The organism is Bacillus cereus group sp. BfR-BA-01347 (assembly GCF_022663835.1).
In the GTDB taxonomy this organism is placed as follows: Bacteria; Bacillota; Bacilli; order Bacillales; family Bacillaceae_G; genus Bacillus_A; species Bacillus_A thuringiensis_K.
Map to the genome: position 1 here is coordinate 1 of NZ_JAKUGG010000044.1, position 19,810 is coordinate 19,810.

Sequence of the window (19,810 nt, forward strand, 5' to 3'; positions counted from 1 at the left end):
ACTCGTCTGAACAGTTATCCTGCTCTTAATTGTTTTTGTTGTTTCTACAATCTAGAACAGTCCTCGTTGTCGCTTATGCTTGCGCATTACTTAATCGAGAACGTCTCGCACGTCATTACATTTTCCTCCTAGAACGTAAAAAAGGACACACCTGTACCGTTGGGATGGTACGTAAGGTGTGTCCTTCACGTAAATTATGTTTTATTTATATAGTTGTTAATACAAATATAATAGTATTTTTAATCAAATGCAAGATTAATTTTCAAATCATAAGTTTGTTGAAAGTTCGTAATTTTTCTGATATCTCTTGCTTTTTTATCTGCTTGGATAGTAGCAGTAGATAAGTTTTGGCTTATGAATTCTCTATAAAGCGGTTATATCTCAATAAGAAGAACTTTATTTTAATTTTTTTCTTAATGCTAGCGGTCATTCACTTGCAATGTTTCTTTCGCCATCTGCTCATATTCTTCCAAACCTGAGATAATCGCAAACTCAGCTATCGCAACAGGGTATGCAGCATTAAGTTCAATGACGTGCTCTTTCATGGCAGGCCAGTAAATTCCGCCTGCTTGCCGGTAATGTTGGATCAGTTTCTCCAGGGATGCTTCCCCAAATGCCCGGTACTGGAAAACAAAGTCATTTGATACATCCGTTACTTTTGCTTCAGTCCAGTCGATTAAACCGGTTACGTTAGCATCTTTATCAATCATCGTGTGGCCAGCATGAACATCACCGTGAATCAGGCCTGTTTTCTGCGGCCACAATTCTTCATTTTTTATCCAGGCCTGCCAGCGGTTCCATAAGGATTTTCCTCCATCAAACTTCGCCTTAACCTTTTCCATACGCTCAATCATCGATTTTCTGGCCTCTTCTGCTGTCTGGACAAAAAGGCCTACTTTAAGAGCCTCTTCTTTCGGAATTGTGTGTAGCGAAGCCAACGCTTTGGCTAATGTCTGGTGAAATCGTTCAGGTACATTTTCATAATCCATCTCCCACAAATAATTTTGAATCTCTGGATCAATTGTGCCTGCTGGCACTCCGGTTAACTTTTTATAAGCTATTAGATCGTTTTTATAAAGCGACCAGACTGGAACCTGAAAAGTGGCATATTTGTTTACAAGATCCAGTGCTTTCTTCTCCACTATAGTCCTAGGCATCACATCGTCTCGTCTCGGAAACCTTAGCACCCATTCTTCGCCTTTATAATCTTCTGCATACGCAACTAGAAAATCTAAACCGGACTCGTTGAATATAATGGATCCCTCTTTAACTTCCAAGCCATACTTTCTTGCTATTTCTATCGCTTTTTGTTTGTTCAAATCTTTCACTTCCTTCTTTTATTTTACTGAGTTCTTTGGTGAAAAAAAAGACTGTTGTCTATTGGAAATTTGTACAATACAAAATCTAGAATGCAGTTTTTCTAGATTTTATTTAAGGTTTCAAAACTATTAATCAAAAAAAATGTCCAATTCCTTACTCATTACGTTTGATGGTTTTCGTTGTGGTTTCTCAATTTTATTAAGCGGTAATTGCGTAGTATTATTCTTATTTTTTTGTTGAGCCTTTAAGCGATCTTGACGTTCTTTATAACTCATAGGTTTATATTCTTGCTGCTCTTCGTAAATTCCCGTTTTCTTTTCCATATCTTTTTCTAAGTTTTGATGAACTGTAAGACTAATGGATGCGTAAACTTTTGCTACATCTTCATCTAGTTTATTTTCTTCGGTATAATTAAGCGTTTCTTCAATTGGAACCGTATTGATTTCTACATGTGTTTCTTCTGACTCTGTTATTGTAACGGGAATTGAAGTAGATTCTATACTTGTTTCTGCAGTTCCTATTATTGTGATGGGAAGCCCATCAGATGGGAATTCTTCTAGCGATGGTTCAGTCTCATCAGGAATTTTGGAATGAATAATGGAATCTTTATTCCAATCGTGCTCTAACATAGTAATAGATAATTCTTTGTTTAGTTCTGCTACCTCCATGTTTATTTCATGGCATTCGCCCATAGGAGGTAATCCTATATCTATGATTTCCTCAATATCTTCTTTTACGACTGGTTCTGTTATTTCAGCGCTTATACTTTCTATATGTGTTTCTTTTGCTTTAACAGGCAGTTCACCATTTCGTTGTAGGGCTTCTATTAATCTTGATGCATGTGTATAACTAATTTTAAATGTATCTTGTAGTACAGATATAGAAGCACTTCCCGACTCTTTTACAAAACTTAAAACATCGTCGTATAGAATATCCTTAAAGAAGCTAGTTTCCTCTTGTACGGTTCCTTTGTCTTCGCTTGGAATCGCTACTTCCTGCGAAATAGTATTGTCAGAAGTATGAGTAGTATTAACACTTGGTTCTTCTGGTATACTACTATTACTTGAAATTAAAACTTTACGAGGACTATCCCCTGTGTAAGAACTTACAACTAGATTTTGTTCTAACTTCTCAATATATTGCATAGCCTTCATATAGCCAATCTTGAATTTTCTTTGCAGATGAGAAGGTGAGACTTGTTGTGATTCAATAATAAATTCCTTAATTTCTTCATACAACTTATTTTCAGCCTCATCATCAATATCTCCCTGCTGGTTCATAGCTGCAGGATCATTAGGTAGAATTTCATTTTGAGACTTGTGTTCCTTATAATCCTCCAATGATACAATGTGCTGTTGCTCTTCAGTTGTTTCTATAGAGCTATTCTGTTTCATCTCATCCTCTTGTATAGGCGGCAAAGGTTGTATTTTCTTCATGTTCTCTGCGTCTACATGTTTCATAGGATTTGCTTTTGCAATAGATTCATTAATAAGACGAAGACGTTCATTTTCCCAATATTGGCCTGTTCGCTCCTCTACCTGTATGAGTGCATGCACGAATTCTTCTTTAGGTACAAAGTTACTCGTAATTTGTTGGACAGGTTGCACATGGTTGTCTTGTACAATACGAGCTGCACAGATGAATGCACCTTGTCCCATGATATCTCCTGGTGACATAACAACTTCTTTTGCTTTCTGATAGGTTGATCCTAATCGACTAACAGGGTTGTCTTGCATAGGTGAAATACCTTGTTCAGATTCAGCCTCTTTAAATTCTTCTTTCTCACCAAACATATCTGAAAAGATTTTTGCATCATATGGTGTTACATCTCCAAATATCATTTTGTTACGGAATGAGCCTAGTAAGGTAAACATGTATTGCTCTGTGAAGTCGAGAGCTAATTGAGATAGTGTTTGGCTAGCAATTGTGAGAATTACTTTATATTTACGAGATTGTGCAGGGAATTCTTTAAACGGGCGCACAATAAAGTCCGGGAACTCATCGACAATAATATGATGGTAAGGTGAGACGTTTGGTTTCCTACGGAATACGGCATTCTGCATACTAAGTAGAACGAATTTCCCTAATACATTAGAAAGTTCTGCTAATTCCCCTTTTGCAGTATTCACAAGTAAAATACCACCTTGCTCAAGATGAGTATCGAAATCAAAATCGGATTTTCCAAACAAAACACGCCGTATTAAAACGTTTGAAGCTAAATCTTTTAAGATATTACGCAAGCCCTTTACATATTCCTCTTCTCTATCATAATGCATTGGTTGTCCGCGGTATTTTCCTGATTTATAAACGGCCGGTTCTCCTTGGAAATCTGTTTTTTCACAGATAGTATTATTAAACCATTCGTCAATACCTTTTATAATTTGATATTCGTTTTTTTGGTCACGTGAAGCTGCTCCACTTTGAACAAAATCATATAACTTTTCTACCTGTATTTTTAATAGTTTGTGCATACGGTGAACACGCTCTACATCGTCATACATGCTTATTAAATCATCAAAGGTGACATCTTTTTGAGGATTATGCAGTTTTAATAAGTAAATATGTTGCTTAAGGTGGTTACGCTGCGCTTGTTCAAAGAACGCATTGTTAGATTCAGACAAACCTTGAATAACCATTGCGAAAACCTCTGCTACTTTATCAACTGGTCCTCGCAGAATGTTTATATTTTTGGTATCAGGATTAGTTGGATCAATGTAATAAATCGAGCTTGCAGGAATCTTATGTGCTTGTACCAACTTAAATACTTTTTGACATAAATCATTACTCGGTTCAATAACAGTTACACCATTTAAAAAGGTCCCTTTTACTTCTTCTGTATCATAATCATTCTTTTTATACGCGGTTTCAAACTTATTTATAAAACGTACCATCCAGTGTAAATCTTGATTAATCATGGGAATAATTAAACTTGATGTTTTACCAGAACCGATTGGACCAATAATGATTCCATTTAGCGTTCTATCTTTCCCCTTAATACGAACCATCTCTTTATGCTCAATATGCGGTCCAATTTCTACGTCAGGGTATATTTGTTCTTCTTGGCTATTAAACCATTTTTGTAACTTGTGATTTTTATATTCGTATTTTTGTACCCACTTTAATATTTCTTCTCGGTAACGAACAATATGGCCACTATACCAAAGTGTAAATAAAATCATAAATACTGTAGGTAAAAAGACAAAAATCATAGTGAGTGTGTGAAAATTTCCTGTTAAAACATGACCTATGGCCTCATACTCACCAAAATTAACATGTTTTGATTTATCTGTAAGATACGGAATAACCTTTGCATGGATCGGAGCAGTTGCAAACCATAAAAATTGAATATCAACTGCAATATGAGAAGTAATCAAAATTATTAATTTCCCATTTTTCACATGCAAAGCAGGAATACGGCTGTAAAACCTAAAGCTGAATTCTCCTAATAGCAAAGAGAAGAACATTAAAATAAGCGGTACATATGTAATTTCTATAGGATAAGACGGTGGTTCAAATGCATAGTAGAGTAACTTGATGTAGTTTACTAAACCAAATCCAAATGAAAGAATAAATCCACTAATTAAGCCAATTGTAGTAAATAACGGTAATCGTTGTTTAAATGTCTCCATATAGACTCACCTACCTCTTACAGACATAATTGAGCTTTATGTTTAAACTTGAATCGATTACTGAATTCTGGTAGAAATAGTTCCTTTGATTTTTTTAAAAAGAATTTGGCTGCATCTTCAGTTTGTTTTAAATATAAATCAATACTATCTCTTTCACAGAGCTGGTTATATTCTTCCTGAGAAAGTACCGTAATATTTACTTCTATTTTTTTATTTGTTGCTGTTTCAATGATTACATCATACCAGTAGTAATTTGGTTTTCCTGGGATCTGGATATCTTGTAGAGAAACACTAAACGTTGCCCCCTCTTCTGTCATATGTTTGAGGACTAGTTCAGGGTTTTTAAACGCTTCTCTAGCAGAGAGCACTCGCCCAGTAATAGTAGTTGCATATTGTAAATCCATTTTGATTTTCCACCTTTCTCCATATAAAAAAAGGCAAGCGACACCCACTGTAAAAACAGCGTGTGTCGCTTGCCTTAATTTCATATGTTCTGATTTGATTGTAGTTTTTTGTGTTTAGTTCAAACGTAATTCTATCACCTTAAATAATAAAAATCAATAAAATTTTATAAAAGTATATAAAAAATAAACGATTAATATAATTCAACAAGCTTGCGTCTTTTCGGGTGTATGTTATTTGCAGTACGTGCCATGATTTGTTCATCCGAGTCGATAGTAACACTTTCATTTTGGAGCGATAGAAGTAGTACATTGTCATAAGTGTCCATTAAAAGTATATCTCTAGCCTTTTTGCGCTTTGGATAGATCACAACAAGTGGCACCCCCTCATCACCTTCTCTTCTTGAAAACACAACATCGTCTAATCTAGCAATCATTCGGTAATCATTTTCATTGCCAAAAATAAAGAAGAAATCTTGCATAGCATCTTTATCTCTCCTATACGTTCGTCTAAGACCACCATCTATTGTTTCCTTAAATGTTTGAACTTTTTCAACAAATGCGTAGCGCCAATCGGCATCTCCTACTGTACGTTGAGATAAAGGTAAAAGAATATCTAGTTCAAAGTTTTGATTATCATCTATTCCTAGAATGATATCTGAAATAACATCTCCAGCTTCTTTCAAAGAGCAGATGTACATATTTAGATTTGGTAGATTCATTAAAAGTTCATGAAACTCACGCATAGAAAATAAGAGATTTTTCATGCGTACGTATGGTGGTTCTGCATCTTCCGCAAGGAACATCGATTTATCATACATAACAAAAACAACAGTTATATTCTTAGTGTTTTTTTGTGCATATTCAATATACTTCCCCACCTTTTCAACTAAGGTAGCATTGGTTTCTTTGCACATATCCATTTCAATGTAAATATTTTTGTCTTGATATGAAATATGTTCATCGGGAATTAAGAGTAAACCTGCATCTTCAATTTCTGTTTTCTTTTGTTTTTGATGATATGAGCGAATATCTAGCTCGCATAATATCTTATTCGTATTGGTCTTTTTCGACACTTCTAAAAGTGTGCGTACTAATATTTCTCGTGAGCAGAGTGTATGTAGTGAGATTGAAGAAGAATATCTACGTTTTGATGATCCTACAGGAATCCTTCCTATTTCTTGAAGGTAATCAACCATTCTATCTTTTAAGGAGAATGTCGCACGTCTGGTTATACTATCATCTCTTTTATCAATTTTTTTGGTCAGGATAGCACCATATTTTGAAAAACGATTAAGTTTTGTAAACACACTATCTTCAGAAAAATCTCTGCCTTCAAACGCACTATAAAGCTGAGTAATTTGTCGTGTAGTAAGATGCCTTTTGTAATATAAAAATGTAAATACAAATATATCAGCCTCTTTTAAACGAAAAGATTTCTGTGTGCCTTTGCTTGTATATTTATACGTTTTACTTTTCATTATATGCAACTCCATAATTCGAATTTATTTTCAATAAATAACAACCATTTCTATATATCTTATTACAGCAAAATATAGTTGTAAATTATTAAAAGTTTAAACTGAATTTGCGCTAATCTAGATACTAAAACTCGTACGCTGAAGTTTGGATTGCTTCTCTTGCTAAAAATACGCTAGAAACATTGATTTATATAGTCTTTTAGTTCTTTTAAAATTGTTCGGACGGAAGACATGTTTTAACCGAACAATTTATTAAAGGATAAAGTATACGAATACAATTGTTAGGACGGCCTAACAAATTATTTAAACTATCACATTATGTAAAGCCGTATTATACATACAGAAAATATAATAGATATCATACTTATTCCTTGTAGTTTTTTATTGCTTTTGAAATAGAAAAAGACCGACAAAAATTATATTTGTCGGTCTTTTGTTTAGAATGATAATTTCTTCTTTGCTGGTTGTGAATCGTCAGCAACTTCTACTTCGGGTTCAGCACCAAAATTCAATTTTTTCTTTTTAGGTTTTTCTTCTTGTACTGAATCATCAAATGCAAAAAGTTTATTTAAAACAGCATTTGATTTCTTAGAATTAGCTTGCTCACGTTCTTCTTTAATTCTCGTAATCTCATCAATAATATCACTCACACGTTTTGGCAATGGTAGTCCTGCAACAACTGAATAGAATTTTACTATATCTTCTTCTTTTTTCGCTGTATGTTTATTAACATATGGAGCTATAGGACGTTCATCTACATATGGAGTTCTTTCTTTTAAGAAGTTTTCCATTTGGTTAAGGAAAGAGAAGTTATATAATCGACCTGCTCGTAGCGGTGATGTAACGATAGATAGTGCGCTCTTTTTAGCACTTTCTAGCTCTTCTCTTTCTGTATCGTATAAAACGCCTTTTTCTAGTGCGTTCCCTAATTGAGTTAAGTAACCTAGCGGGTTTTCAGTGTCTAATTGATTTGATTTTAGTTCTAGTTTTGCTAATGATAAAACGCCTGGTGTATTAATTACTTGAGCAAATTCACTCGCATCAAAGTGTGTATCTGAAAACGGTGTAAATGATGAAGTAACTAGATTAATCTCATGTAATGCATCAGCAATATATTTGTTACTATAACTAGTATATTCGTTTGCTAAAGCACTTGGATTTTCCTCTTCAAATTTTCTATATAGTTTAGCGTTATCTATTAATACAATTGAGCCAAAAGCTTCTTGGTTCATTGCAATACTGCGAATGCGTGAAGTTGCGTTTTCTAATACTTTTAAAGCCTCTGCATCACGTGGTAAAGTTAGTAATAATCCAAAATTGTAATCATGTTCATATAGCATTTCAATTGCCTTTAATAGAGCTCCAGTTCCTGTTCCTCCACCAAGGCCACAAGTAATCCAAATGAAATCACGATCTTCAAATTCCTGTTTAACCGCTTCGAAAATCTTTGATTCATGCTTTACAAATGCTTCCTCACCAACTTGTGGATTACGAGCTGCACCCTGCTCATATCCTTCTAACTGTATTTTACGTACATTTCCCCCATTTTTAATCTCAATTTTGTTAAAATCTTGACTATTTGTATTAACAAGAATCGCACGATATGGGTATTTGTTATTTTTAATTTGAGTTTCTTTATTTGCACACTCCGCTGCGATTGCGCATCCACCCATACCTAGTCCTAAGAATCCAAATTTTAAACTAATATTTCCTTGGCTTTCGATTTCTGAAAAATTGCCTGCCATATGTATATCCTCCCTCAAGTATATATTTTAGTTGTTTTTCTCAACTCTGTTTTCTTTTTTCTAGTTCTTTGATCAAAACATTACCTAGATCTGTCACTTCGTAAACTCGAACGCGTCCAAATGGTTTAAAAGATATCAACCCTGCCCCTTCAAGTCGTGCAGTCATAATATCCAAAGCATATCGCGATGGAAGTATTTTTTTACCCTCATAATCTTTCTCATTTTCAATTTGATATTCTTTATGATACTGATTGATACAATCCCAAAGTTTTTCCTTGTGCATTGCTCCCTCAGCATATAGGACACGTAGAGCCCAAATACCGTCATTTAAATTCTCACAGAGTACATCAATAATTTCATTGCTGCTCATTGATATATTAGACACTAATTTCACACCACCTTTAATAAAAAGCAAAATTTATGTATAGACACAAAAAGCAATAAAAATATTAAGGGATTTAGTCCCGATATAATCACCGTAGATACTTCGGAATATACTTCCGAAGTATCGTATGTATTAACTATAATATATCTCTACGTTTTTATCAAGAACCTTTTGTTATCAATACTTTAAATACTTCCGAAATATTAACCGTAATATCACCCTGAATAATAACGGGTTAAATTAACGTAATAATTACGATAATATATCCCTTTGTTTTTACCTAATAACTCTTATTTGTAATTAGAAATATGCAAAAATTAATTGGCATAAGAGTAGATTAATTGCTTCTATGATGTGCTGATTTTGTAAATATTGAGCAATAAAACATGCTCGCTCAACTAATCACTGCTCAATAACATAGGAATTTAGATATAAAATCCAATGAATGAGTAATGAATGATCGAGTGATCAAGCGTTAAAAACCATGATATTTTGTGCAATCTACAAAGGTGTTCTTTTAGTTTCTACAGAATTTTTATATAATGTATATAGGACAAGCATCATATAGTTAGGTGGTGAGCAAATGATTGATGAACAGTTAAGCGATGGTTATTATCGCGTATCTGAAGTAGCAACCATGCTTGATATTCCTGAAAGTACTCTTCGTAGATGGTTGAACGATTTTGATGAGTACTTGAACATAAAAAAAGAACGCCAACTTAAATATGTTCATGAGGATAGTATTGATACAGTAAAAAAGATTAAACATTATTATTCTGAGTCAAAGAAAAAGCACGAAATTGTTGGGCTTTTAGATATGGATCCGACGGTTATTCGAAATGTTTATGCTGAAGATGTTGACGGTGATGGTGAACCAAAAGAAACTTCATTAGTTAAAGCACAGCAGGTCAATCTAGACTTTATAGAAGCTTTGACTGAAAAAATTACTGAGGAAGTTACAGCTAAAGTAACTGAAGAATTAACAAAACAAAATATGGAATTCTTCGCTGCGGTGGCTAAACAAAGTCAGGATAATTTCGATAGAATCAATAAGCGTTTAGAGGAACGTGACGAAAAGTTAATGAGTACTATACGATTAATTCAAGAACAAAAAAGCGCTAATGCTCAGAGACAAGAAAATACTGAACAAAAAGGCGGGTTTTTCTCAAAGCTTTTTGGAAAAAAATAAAAAGACTATCTTTTGATAGTCTTTTTATTTTGATTATATTTAATATCATTTTTGAACTACTCACCACTTAACGTCCTTACGGGCTGTTTGAAGTGGGAGATTCCTGCGAACACCAATGTATCCACTAGTTATCTTAGCAGGCTCTACCCGTAGTCCCTACGGTGAGAACATAAGTATCTTGTACGTTGGCGCACCACACTCCCTACTTTAGCTTGGTTTTCGCAACTTCGGCAAGCATGGGACGATAGAACGCTGAAGATTTTACGGTTGTAACGTTTTTCTGCAACCAACCTCATCTCTTCAGCTTTCGAAGATCAATCTGTACAAGTAAATGATAGCAAATATGTTGGCTTATGCCACTGACATTCATCGCCCACCTCAAATTGGTGTTTCACACCTTCACATTTTTGAGGAAGGAGTCTTCTGTCGGAAAACGATAAAAAGTATGATTCATTCACAACTATTGTTTTAAACTGTAATAATCATGGCACTCAAGTATAGTTTACTTTGTTATTTTACAATATAAAGAGTTTGCTAATTTTATTTCTTCCAACCTTTAAAATCGGCATACTTTTTATATTCTTTTTCAATTACGCCCTTATACCTTTTATTATCACTTTCAGGTCTAGATGGTTTATTATTATATTCATTAATGTCTCCGTCTGCATTTAGCCATTGAGGATTATTATAAGCATATTTATAGATGAATCGTCTAGCTTCTTTTAATGAATTAAACTCACCTAAATATAACTTAGGTTGCGCAACTCTGTACCCATATACCAAATAAGTTGTACCATGCTCTCCCAAAGTTTCGAAAAAAGGTTTTGGTATCGAATTAATTTTCTCCATTTATATCCTCCTATTTAATAATAGTTTCATTCTATTTAATTAGTAGAATCAAACTATTATTATGCGAACTTTTTACATTAATCCTTAAAAAATAGTTTACCAATCAATCAGCTTTATTAGAAATGCATACTTTGTTTCCTCTAAAACTTTCATATACAAACAACCACTCAATCATTCGCTGATCAGCCACCTTGAAATGATGAACCGATTGACTGGTGATTAATTGACTGATTGAGACTCCATTTAATAAAATAAAATCAACCGCTCAATCGCCACTCGATTTACTGGAAATAATATTGATTTTCTGGCGTAAGTGACTGGTGATTAATCGGGTGATTGTTTATAGGGATGATGATAAAAGCACCATGTATGCACTTTTGCAGCAATATTTTGTTGATTGAGCGTTAATCAGGTAGCTGATCGATGGATATTTAGGTTGTTCTTACTTGTGTTGGATTGACTTTTGATTGAGCGTCGCTCAATGGGGTGTTTGAGTGGTAGTTTTCATTTATATTTATTTAACAAAGGTCATACTTTTAGAAAATCACCTTGCAACGATGAAAAAACTATATATGATGTAGTTACTTTAATAATTTTGTATTTTTTTAGATACAGATTTATTAACGATAAAATATTTATATAATAAAAAAATAAAATATAATAAAACAAAAAAAGGTTCATCAGCCCAATGAAGTAGCGCCAACTACTTCATTGTGGTACACCGCACAAAAATCCCAAAAGAAATTTCCGATCGACAGCGGTAAACAAAGCCAATAAACCTTTTTATTTTGCATGAAATTATAAGATAATTTTACTGTATCTTATGTATTTGTGCAAATTAAAAAGGGGATTTCTTGCGTATTTTTAGGCATTGTTTACCGTGATAATACATATATTACTTTTTTTATTAGTAATATTTTGTATCCGTGGTATGACAGTGCCTTTTTCCGCTCTTTTGAAAGGAGTTAGCAACATTATGCATACGCAAATGGCTTTTTCCCAACAGAACTTTAAAGTTCATGGGGGTAAGTTTTTTGATGGACTATTAAACACCATAAAACTAGAAAATGAAAGAAAAGAGTTACCATCTTCAGCTTTAGCTACTTACATCTTGCTTCACTTTGAATGCAATGATATAGGAATGATTCCACGTGAATTTCAAATAATGGATCTTGCTAAGAAAAGCGGGATTCCCTACACAACAATTTATACAGGTTTTCAGGTTTGTTTGGAGCGTAAGCTTGTAAAAGAAGCACCTGTTGGAAATCGTACTGTATATGAAATTGTAGATTATGCATTGTATAACCATACTGCTTCGGAAACTTCAAACATGTCAGGTATAACTCTTTCGTATTTCCGTATTCCATTTCACCTTATCCAAACAATGATACTGAGTAGTCTAGTAAAGGCTCGTGATAATAGGGGAATTATGTTCCTTCTAAATTTAATCAACACTTTTTCAAGAAAAGTGGGTATGGAACATTATAAACATAATATTGATGAGTTCCAGATCACAAGAAGAATGGCTTTCTTAAAAGAAAGATTAAAGCGTAATGCAAAAAAAGTACGACAATACATAGAAATTATAAAACCTATTGTGCAATTTACTGCAATTGACTCTAAAGAGAAAAATTCTAATGAATCACGAATTACAAGTGTAAGAAAACAAGTAAAACAAATCATCATTGAGAAGTTTAATGTTGTGTTTTCTTCAAACTGCGTAATAGAGGATGATAAAAAAGAATTACATAGACCAATAGCAAAGTGCAGAAAAGAAGCAGTGTCTCGTTTAAAGCATATGGGACAAGCGTTACGAAAAAAAGATAAAGAAAATATAATGACTGCATTTAGACAAGAAATTGTTTTTCACGCAATCTATCATGCCTTTCGAGAGGACTCCCACCTCTAAACGTAAGTGAAGGTGGTGAGGTGAATTGAAAGAAATATTTTATTTTCAAGAAAAAACAGAAACGTATGTTCTTTTTTGCTATAATATCCTTAACAAGGAGGTGAATAAAATGACAAAGGAAAATCCATCAAACTATAAAACTCTTCAAATTTGGATTAAAAAAGGGCATCGTATGTATTCTTATTTTCAAGAATGTTGTCATAACGCTAAGAACATGTACAACACCACAAACTTTTATATACGTCAGGTGTACACTGGATTAACACAAGAAAAAGAGTTGCAGCCTTTGCAAAAAGAAGTTCTGGATAATATTCATAAAAATATTGGTAAGATGAATGACACACAACTTCTTGCCTATCAGAAGAAATTGGAAAAAGAGAAGTTAAAGCCTAAAGAAGAACAGAAAGAGATTACATGTAATTTGTTTTCAGAACCTAATTTTGAAAAACCTTATGTAGATTACAACTTTCTAGATGCACTATTTAAGGCTATGATTCAAAATGATTATCGAGCTTTGCCTACGCAATGTAGCCAGTCCATCATGAAAGGTTTGTTCCAAAATTGGAAATCTTTTTTTGCTAGTTTAAAAGACTATAAAAAGAATCCAAACAAATATGCTGGAATGCCTAGGATTCCAAAGTATATTCGTTCTTCTGAAAAAGAGATTCTGTATACAAACCAAGATTGCATCATTAAAAACGGTAGATTTTTAAAGTTTCCAAAGACGAAATTGCAATTAAATATTGGGAAAATAGGTTTCACTAAAGGTAAACTGAAACAAGTTCGTGTGATTCCAAAATACAATGAATATGTAGTGGAATTGGTAATTGATGTTCCTTCTGAACAACAAATGATTGAAGAGAATGCTCGTTATATGAGTATTGATTTAGGGATTGATAACCTTGCAACCATCGTAACAAACACAGGTATGAAACCTGTCCTTGTTAAGGGCAAACATGTCAAAAGCATAAATCAATATTACAACAAAATGAAGAGTCATTTTACAAGCATTCTTAGAAATGGAAAACAAACTAATGAAGGACCTTTTACTTCTAAAAGGATAGAAAAACTTCATCAAAAACGTTACTTGAAAATAAAAGACGTCTTCCATAAAGTTAGTCACCACATCGTAAAACTAGCTCAAGAAGAAGACGTTTGTAAAATCGTTATTGGTCAAAACAAAAGTTGGAAACAAGAAACGAATATGGGAAAAAGAAATAACCAATCGTTTTGTCATATCCCGCATAATTTACTGATTCAAATGATTACATACAAAGCAAATGCTGTAGGCATTCACGTTGTTGTAACTGAAGAATCATATACATCGAAAGCAAGTTTTCTGGATAACGACTTCATTCCAACGTATGGAGAAAATGACCAAAATACAACTTTTTCAGGAAAACGAATAAAGCGCGGCATATATCGTTCAGCAAATAAAACTTTAATTAATGCAGATGTAAATGCTGCGGCTAACATTTTACGAAAAGTAATCCCAAATGCATGGACAAATGGGATAGAGGGGTTAGGCGTGAAACAGCTCGCTAATGTGTTAACTCCCCTGACGTTAATCGTCCGTTAGATCGAAACGTTAGAAACCCCCACTTCAAGCTTTGCTAAGTGGGGGAGTGTTCATGGACGGATTTTAAAGAAAAAAGTTTATCTGTAGAAGAAAGACACGATGCAAGGATAAATTATTATAAGCAAAATGGTGTTTATCCTGACTTTATGTAATTTAAAAAAATAAATACAGCAGCCCTTGTTAAAAAATCACTTAAAAGCAAGGGTTATTTGGCATGTTCTTTATTTTGAAGACATGCTTTTTTATTTAGGAAAATATTTCTACGATCATTTTTACGCAAGTATATAAGCTGCTAACGCTACGTTTAAATACGATTCAGTGTGTTTATAATTCAATTCAATATTTGTGAATATCTTAATTATTTTATTATAGACTTGTGAATTATATGATGGGAGGCTTGTTTGTATTGGGGATATTACGATAGGGAATTTATCTTAATAGCAAGGAACGTATGTAATACAAGGCTTTAGAGGTATTTGCTAAATCCCTTTATAATTAATAATTGAGTTTAGTTATATATATTTCTTGTTGTTTGTATATAAAATACTTGTCATTATTTATATTTAATTACTTGTATTTTCTTAGATTAGATACATAGAAAAATAGAAAGAAGGAATAAATATAAGTTTCCAAGGGGGTAATTAATCTATTGACTTTTAAAATTCATAGAGGTATTCTTATACGTGAACAACAATTAACTAAGAGAAATATACAAATTAATAGATTTAATTTCTAGCTAAACGGACACACCGAAGGCACATAACCTGCCATCGGTGTGTCTTTTTTTTGTATAAATATCAAAAAAGGGAGAATTTGAACTATGAATGAAATTGTAAACATGAGTAAAGAGAGATTTACAAAGTATTGTGAGGGCAATGCAGCATTTGAGGAGAATATTAGTTGCATTATTAATCACTACTTTTTATTACTAGGAAATAAAGCAAATATATTACAAGAAAGAGAATTTAATAACGAAATTGAAGAAAAAACGTTTAAAAATAATGTAAAGCGTTTTGAAACTCTATTCCCTGCAGCTGTTAAGAATGCATTTTTAAAAGGGTATCAATTATGTCTAGAGTTTATACATCATCCTGAAACACAAATACCTGAGAATTTATATACTGATCCGAATTTTATAAAGGACATTCCTTTTGCCCTAGCAAATGCATCCGAATATGAATTGTACGAAATCATTCGAACAGATGAAACACAGGAATTTAGTGTGTTTGCTATACGAACATATGAGGGAATTCGTCCATTATTAGAACAAGTATTTTGTGAAGTTGCATATAGTGGTGCTGAATATGCTTTTGAACATGAACGATTAGAAAGAGGATTTGAATTAGTGAAAGGTGATACCACTTTATTAACCAAAGTTCCTGTAGATCGTTTCTTCTCAATTACGCCTTCTGTAAACGGAGTTGTTGTGCATGCGGAAGAGCATTGTGAGATTTGGACTTTAAATTGGAATAGCAAAGTAACCATTGATAATCCTTTTATTGAGGTTGCTGAGGTTACATTTATTCATCAAACAAAGGATATGATTCAAAAAAATATTGAAGATGGTGTTCTATACCACAGCTTTCTTTATCTTGATACACCTTTACATGAGATACAAGATCGATTAGAAATACGACTAAAACTAAATTCTGATTTTGGGGCTCCACGTTCAATGGAACAAGTCGAAATGGAGTATATTCTGAATGAGATTATTGGGAAGGTTCATCTTCAGACGCAAATTCCAATCGAAAACATGATTTTAATCCAACGTTAGAGTTTGTAGGAGGTTCACTATGGTAAAAAAAATCGTTTTAGCTATTAGCGATACTGTATATACGGCATATTTACGTGAGGATTTTATTGGTGCGGGATTTGAAGTAGCTGATAGTGATGTGATGCACATCAAGTATCTAGATGAAATTCTAGATACGGAACAGCCCAATATTCTATGTATTAATGACAAACGATTAAATATTGATGCGGGACATGAAGAGAAACGTGAATTGATTATCTTACAGAAATTAAGGGATATTCGCTTTAATCGGGATATTCGTATTGTGGTATTTACAGAGCGTGAAAATGATGATGAGTTTTTGGCGAAACTGATTTATTTAGGTATTTATGACATTTTTAACTCTCGTAAAATTGATATTGATAATAAAGTAATCCCGCAGCTGTTACAGGAATCGGATATTAAAAATGTAGCGGAAATTGTAGGAGCAAGTCAGGCGCCACAACAAACAAAGTTGCCTGAGGTTCCTGTTGATGAGGAAGAAGAGGAAGCATCAAGTGAATTAGGGGAAGGCGGCAACAGTGAACCTGCCTCTAATTCCAACAAACTATTTAAAAACAAACAAAAGCGTAAGTCTGTTCCAGATGAGATGCCAAAAGCACCTATTATAAAAAAACAGTATAAATTTGCTTTTGAGCCGGTATATGAAAAACAAATCGGTATTGCTATTCCGAGAAGAACAATTGTTGTGGCCAGCATGAACAGGAGAAGTGGTGCAACTTTTGTTTCACATCTTTTAGCAGCTTACTTAAATGAACTACAGATTGATGTGAATTATATAGAGAATCTATATGATGATGGATATACGTATCCTTTATTAAAGGGATATACAGAAGCACCAGAAAATTATCGAAGTGAATTTATGTTGCAGCGGTATAAAGAGATGCTACAGAAGGAATCTGATATATTATCAATTCCAAAATGGAAGCAAGGAAGAATAAATTATATCGTAAAGAATCCTATAGTGGACCAAGAGCTGAAAAACGAGACAGAGCAAGACTTTGATCATTTTATTAAGGTTTTATTGGCCAACCAAGAAGCACCTATATCTATTATTGATGCAGGGAGCGATTGGGATAAAGATTTATACCATGAGATATGTGAAATGGCAGATTACATATTCTTTGTAGTGGAACCAGATTTGCATCAATTGCTAAAGATTACGCATCCTCTTACACAAAAAGAAAGAAAGTTAGTTTCTTATTTAGCTTTAGAGAAAACGAGAATCATTGGGAATAAGTTTTCTCCTGCACTTTTAAAGCATGAAGTAATAGAAGAATGTTTTGGAGATAAGGTATTAACTGCTTTACCACCATATGAGATAGAAGATGTATTTGAATCTCAATTAAATAGTAGTACGTTACTATCTAGTCGGAACTATTATAAAGAGTTAGAAGGAATATTGAAGGAAATAGCAGAGTTATTGCTACCAAACCAATTGTTGAACCAAAAGAAAAGTTCCATTTTAAGTGGATTTCGATTTCGAAAGTCTGAAAGTTAAGGGAGTGTGAAGAGGAATGCAAAAGTTTATTATTGCAGCAAGTATGTTGCTGTTATTTGTAGGTTGTCTATTCTTTGTAACTGATATGGTGATTGGAGATACGACACATACTGATAACAAATCGTCTTTAGAAAGGGGAGGCGAGATAGCTGTGGCTAAGTCTGTAAAAGTAGGTACTCTACGAGCTGAGGAAGAAATAGCTATTGATCCAGAAAAAGCAAAACAAGAGTTTGAAAAAGCATATAACGGTAATGCGGATTTTAAAGATCCCGCTTCAAAACGTCACTTCACTGTCCATGCTGTACAAGAGAAACCAGCAATGATTGCTGTCGAAGGTGATGCAGAAGCTGCTAGTTATTTTAAGCAATTTGATGAAAAAAAAGAAACGATAAAGAGTAAAGCAAGAAGTATTATTATCTATGATGCAAATGCAAAAGAAAAACAATTAGGTGGAAACGTAAAATAAAGAAAAAGAGTAGGTGCATTAAGAATGCAAAATACAGTAACTACAGCTCTATTCCTGACACTTTCTTTATTATTAATCAGCCTTTTACCCGAAGGTGTTTTGTATGGAATACAGTTAGTGAAAGCACATAACTTTGCTTCTGATATGGTTGAAATCGCAGAGAATAAGGGTGGATTTCAATATGATTACAATGGAAAAAGGGTTGATTTAGTCCCTGGGATAGAGAAAAGAATGAAAGAAGAAAAGATGGATGGCTGGAAGTATGAATATACAAAGGGACGCATTGATCATAGTCAACCTCTTTCTTTTAAGGTGAAAGCAGAACACCATTTCTTCATATTTAAGCTGATTGGGGTAGATGGCATAAAGGCTCCGATATGGGCGAGTAAAGATGGATTGGGACAAGTGTATTTTAAATAATGAAAATTCTAAGACTTGTACTATAAAAGGCTATGCTGAAAAGTATAGTTTTTTTGCTAGAAAAATATATTTATAAATAAATATATAAAAATACTTTACAAGCCTATTTCTATATGGTAATATTTTCCATGTGAAAAAGCGGTTATAAAAAGTTAATTAATAAATTTATATGTTAAATTATCTGGATTTTATGTTTAAATTAGGTACAATAAAGGAATCTATGAAAAAACTAATATATTTGGAGGAACAAACAATGGCAAACAAATTTTTAAAAACAGCAACAGCATTAACAATTATGGGTACATCATTACTAGGAGCAGGAGCATTTACTGCTAAGGCTGATAACACAGACTCATTAAAATTCAATGATGTTCCAGCAAATCACTGGTCTACAAAAGCAATTTATGATTTAACAAATCGTAAAGTAGTGCAAGGGTACGGAAATAATATCTTTGGCTTTGGTGACAATGTAACTCGTGGGCAAGTTGCTCGTATGATTTATATGTACGTAAAACCAGCAGATGCAGATGCTAGCTTCAAAAATCCATTTACTGATATTAAAGGACATTTGTTTGAAAAAGAAATCTTAGCACTTGCTAAAGCAGGACTTGTAAATGGCTTTGGTGATGGGAAGTACGGTCCAGATGATATTTTAACTCGTGAACAAATGGCACAAGTGCTTACGAATGCTTTTAAATTTAAGGCAACGAAAACAACAAAATTTGCAGATGTTGATAAAAATTCTTGGTCTTACGGTGCAATTAGTGCATTAGAGGAAAATGGGGTTACAATTGGTACAGGAGATAATATGTATTCTCCAAAAATGTTTGTAACACGTGAAGCGTATAGTCAGTTCTTATATAACTCTATTAATGCAGTTGAAAAAGAAACAAAACCAGAAGTGAAACCAGATCCAAAACCTGAAACGAAACCAGAAGAAAAACCAGAAGTGAAGCCAGATCCAAAACCCGAAACGAAACCAGAAGAAAAACCAGAAGTGAAACCAGATCCAAAACCTGAAACAAAACCAGAGGAAAAACCAGAAGTGAAGCCAGATCCAAAGCCTGAAACAAAACCTGAAGAAAAACCAGAAATTAAATTGCCAGTAGGGTTAAATGAAAATTTAGCAACTAATGATATGGAA

At 33.4% G+C, this 19,810-nt stretch carries 14 protein-coding genes and 1 pseudogene; 8 read left to right on the top strand and 7 right to left on the bottom strand.

Annotated elements, in window-relative coordinates; all coding sequences use genetic code 11:
- Positions 1 to 419 precede the first annotated feature (419 nt).
- The 6 genes from mphM to MR143_RS31530 all read right to left on the bottom strand — a co-directional run bounded on the left by mphM (position 420) and on the right by MR143_RS31530 (position 8,946).
- Positions 420 to 1,319 carry a macrolide 2'-phosphotransferase MphM gene (gene mphM, locus MR143_RS31505; protein ID WP_242281265.1) on the bottom strand — a complete coding sequence of 300 codons (900 nt, stop codon included), beginning with the start codon at positions 1,317 to 1,319 and terminating at the stop codon, positions 420 to 422.
- 129 nt (positions 1,320 to 1,448) lie between these two features.
- Positions 1,449 to 4,949 (bottom strand): DNA translocase FtsK, encoded by a 3,501-nt coding sequence (locus tag MR143_RS31510; protein WP_000447310.1) that lies wholly within the window; start codon positions 4,947 to 4,949, stop codon positions 1,449 to 1,451.
- A 17-nt stretch (positions 4,950 to 4,966) separates the two neighbouring features.
- Positions 4,967 to 5,353: a hypothetical protein gene (locus MR143_RS31515; protein ID WP_061885129.1), complete on the bottom strand. Its 387-nt coding sequence runs from the start codon at positions 5,351 to 5,353 to the stop codon at positions 4,967 to 4,969.
- A 191-nt stretch (positions 5,354 to 5,544) separates the two neighbouring features.
- Positions 5,545 to 6,831, bottom strand: coding sequence for a replication-relaxation family protein (locus tag MR143_RS31520; RefSeq protein ID WP_000837868.1), 1,287 nt, complete (start codon positions 6,829 to 6,831; stop codon positions 5,545 to 5,547).
- Between the two features lie 437 nt (positions 6,832 to 7,268).
- The gene (gene repX / locus MR143_RS31525) at positions 7,269 to 8,576 is read right to left on the bottom strand and encodes a plasmid replication protein RepX (RefSeq protein WP_000918307.1); all 1,308 of its coding nucleotides are present in this window, start codon (positions 8,574 to 8,576) and stop codon (positions 7,269 to 7,271) included.
- A 40-nt stretch (positions 8,577 to 8,616) separates the two neighbouring features.
- Positions 8,617 to 8,946, bottom strand: coding sequence for a cell division protein FtsZ (locus tag MR143_RS31530; protein WP_242281267.1), 330 nt, complete (start codon positions 8,944 to 8,946; stop codon positions 8,617 to 8,619).
- A gap of 598 nt (positions 8,947 to 9,544) precedes the next feature.
- On the opposite strand from MR143_RS31530, the gene MR143_RS31535 reads away from it, so the two are divergent.
- Positions 9,545 to 10,150, top strand: coding sequence for a MerR family transcriptional regulator (locus MR143_RS31535; RefSeq protein ID WP_000564664.1), 606 nt, complete (start codon positions 9,545 to 9,547; stop codon positions 10,148 to 10,150).
- A 540-nt stretch (positions 10,151 to 10,690) separates the two neighbouring features.
- Here the strand turns inward: MR143_RS31535 and MR143_RS31540 are convergent.
- A complete protein-coding gene (locus MR143_RS31540; RefSeq protein WP_000411523.1) occupies positions 10,691 to 10,999 on the bottom strand; it encodes a hypothetical protein in 309 nt (102 codons plus the stop codon).
- Positions 11,000 to 11,975: 976 nt separating this feature from the next.
- On the opposite strand from MR143_RS31540, the pseudogene MR143_RS31545 reads away from it, so the two are divergent.
- From MR143_RS31545 to MR143_RS31575, 7 genes and pseudogenes are all read left to right on the top strand, one after another.
- Positions 11,976 to 12,878, top strand: a pseudogene (locus MR143_RS31545) (hypothetical protein); the annotation flags it as partial.
- 139 nt (positions 12,879 to 13,017) lie between these two features.
- A complete protein-coding gene (locus MR143_RS31550) occupies positions 13,018 to 14,487 on the top strand; it encodes an RNA-guided endonuclease InsQ/TnpB family protein (RefSeq protein WP_000159715.1) in 1,470 nt (489 codons plus the stop codon).
- 820 nt (positions 14,488 to 15,307) lie between these two features.
- Complete coding sequence (locus MR143_RS31555) at positions 15,308 to 16,261, top strand: hypothetical protein (RefSeq protein ID WP_001002944.1); 954 nt, start codon at positions 15,308 to 15,310, stop codon at positions 16,259 to 16,261.
- A gap of 19 nt (positions 16,262 to 16,280) precedes the next feature.
- Positions 16,281 to 17,780, top strand: a complete 1,500-nt coding sequence (locus MR143_RS31560; protein ID WP_061885132.1) for a CpaE/TadZ family protein — start codon at positions 16,281 to 16,283, stop codon at positions 17,778 to 17,780.
- A gap of 16 nt (positions 17,781 to 17,796) precedes the next feature.
- Complete coding sequence (locus tag MR143_RS31565) at positions 17,797 to 18,246, top strand: hypothetical protein (protein WP_061885133.1); 450 nt, start codon at positions 17,797 to 17,799, stop codon at positions 18,244 to 18,246.
- A 24-nt stretch (positions 18,247 to 18,270) separates the two neighbouring features.
- Positions 18,271 to 18,666, top strand: a complete 396-nt coding sequence (locus tag MR143_RS31570) for a DUF4320 family protein (RefSeq protein WP_044798381.1) — start codon at positions 18,271 to 18,273, stop codon at positions 18,664 to 18,666.
- Positions 18,667 to 18,856: 190 nt separating this feature from the next.
- The coding region (locus MR143_RS31575; RefSeq protein ID WP_242281266.1) for an S-layer homology domain-containing protein at positions 18,857 to 19,810 on the top strand (954 nt) is incomplete at its 3' end.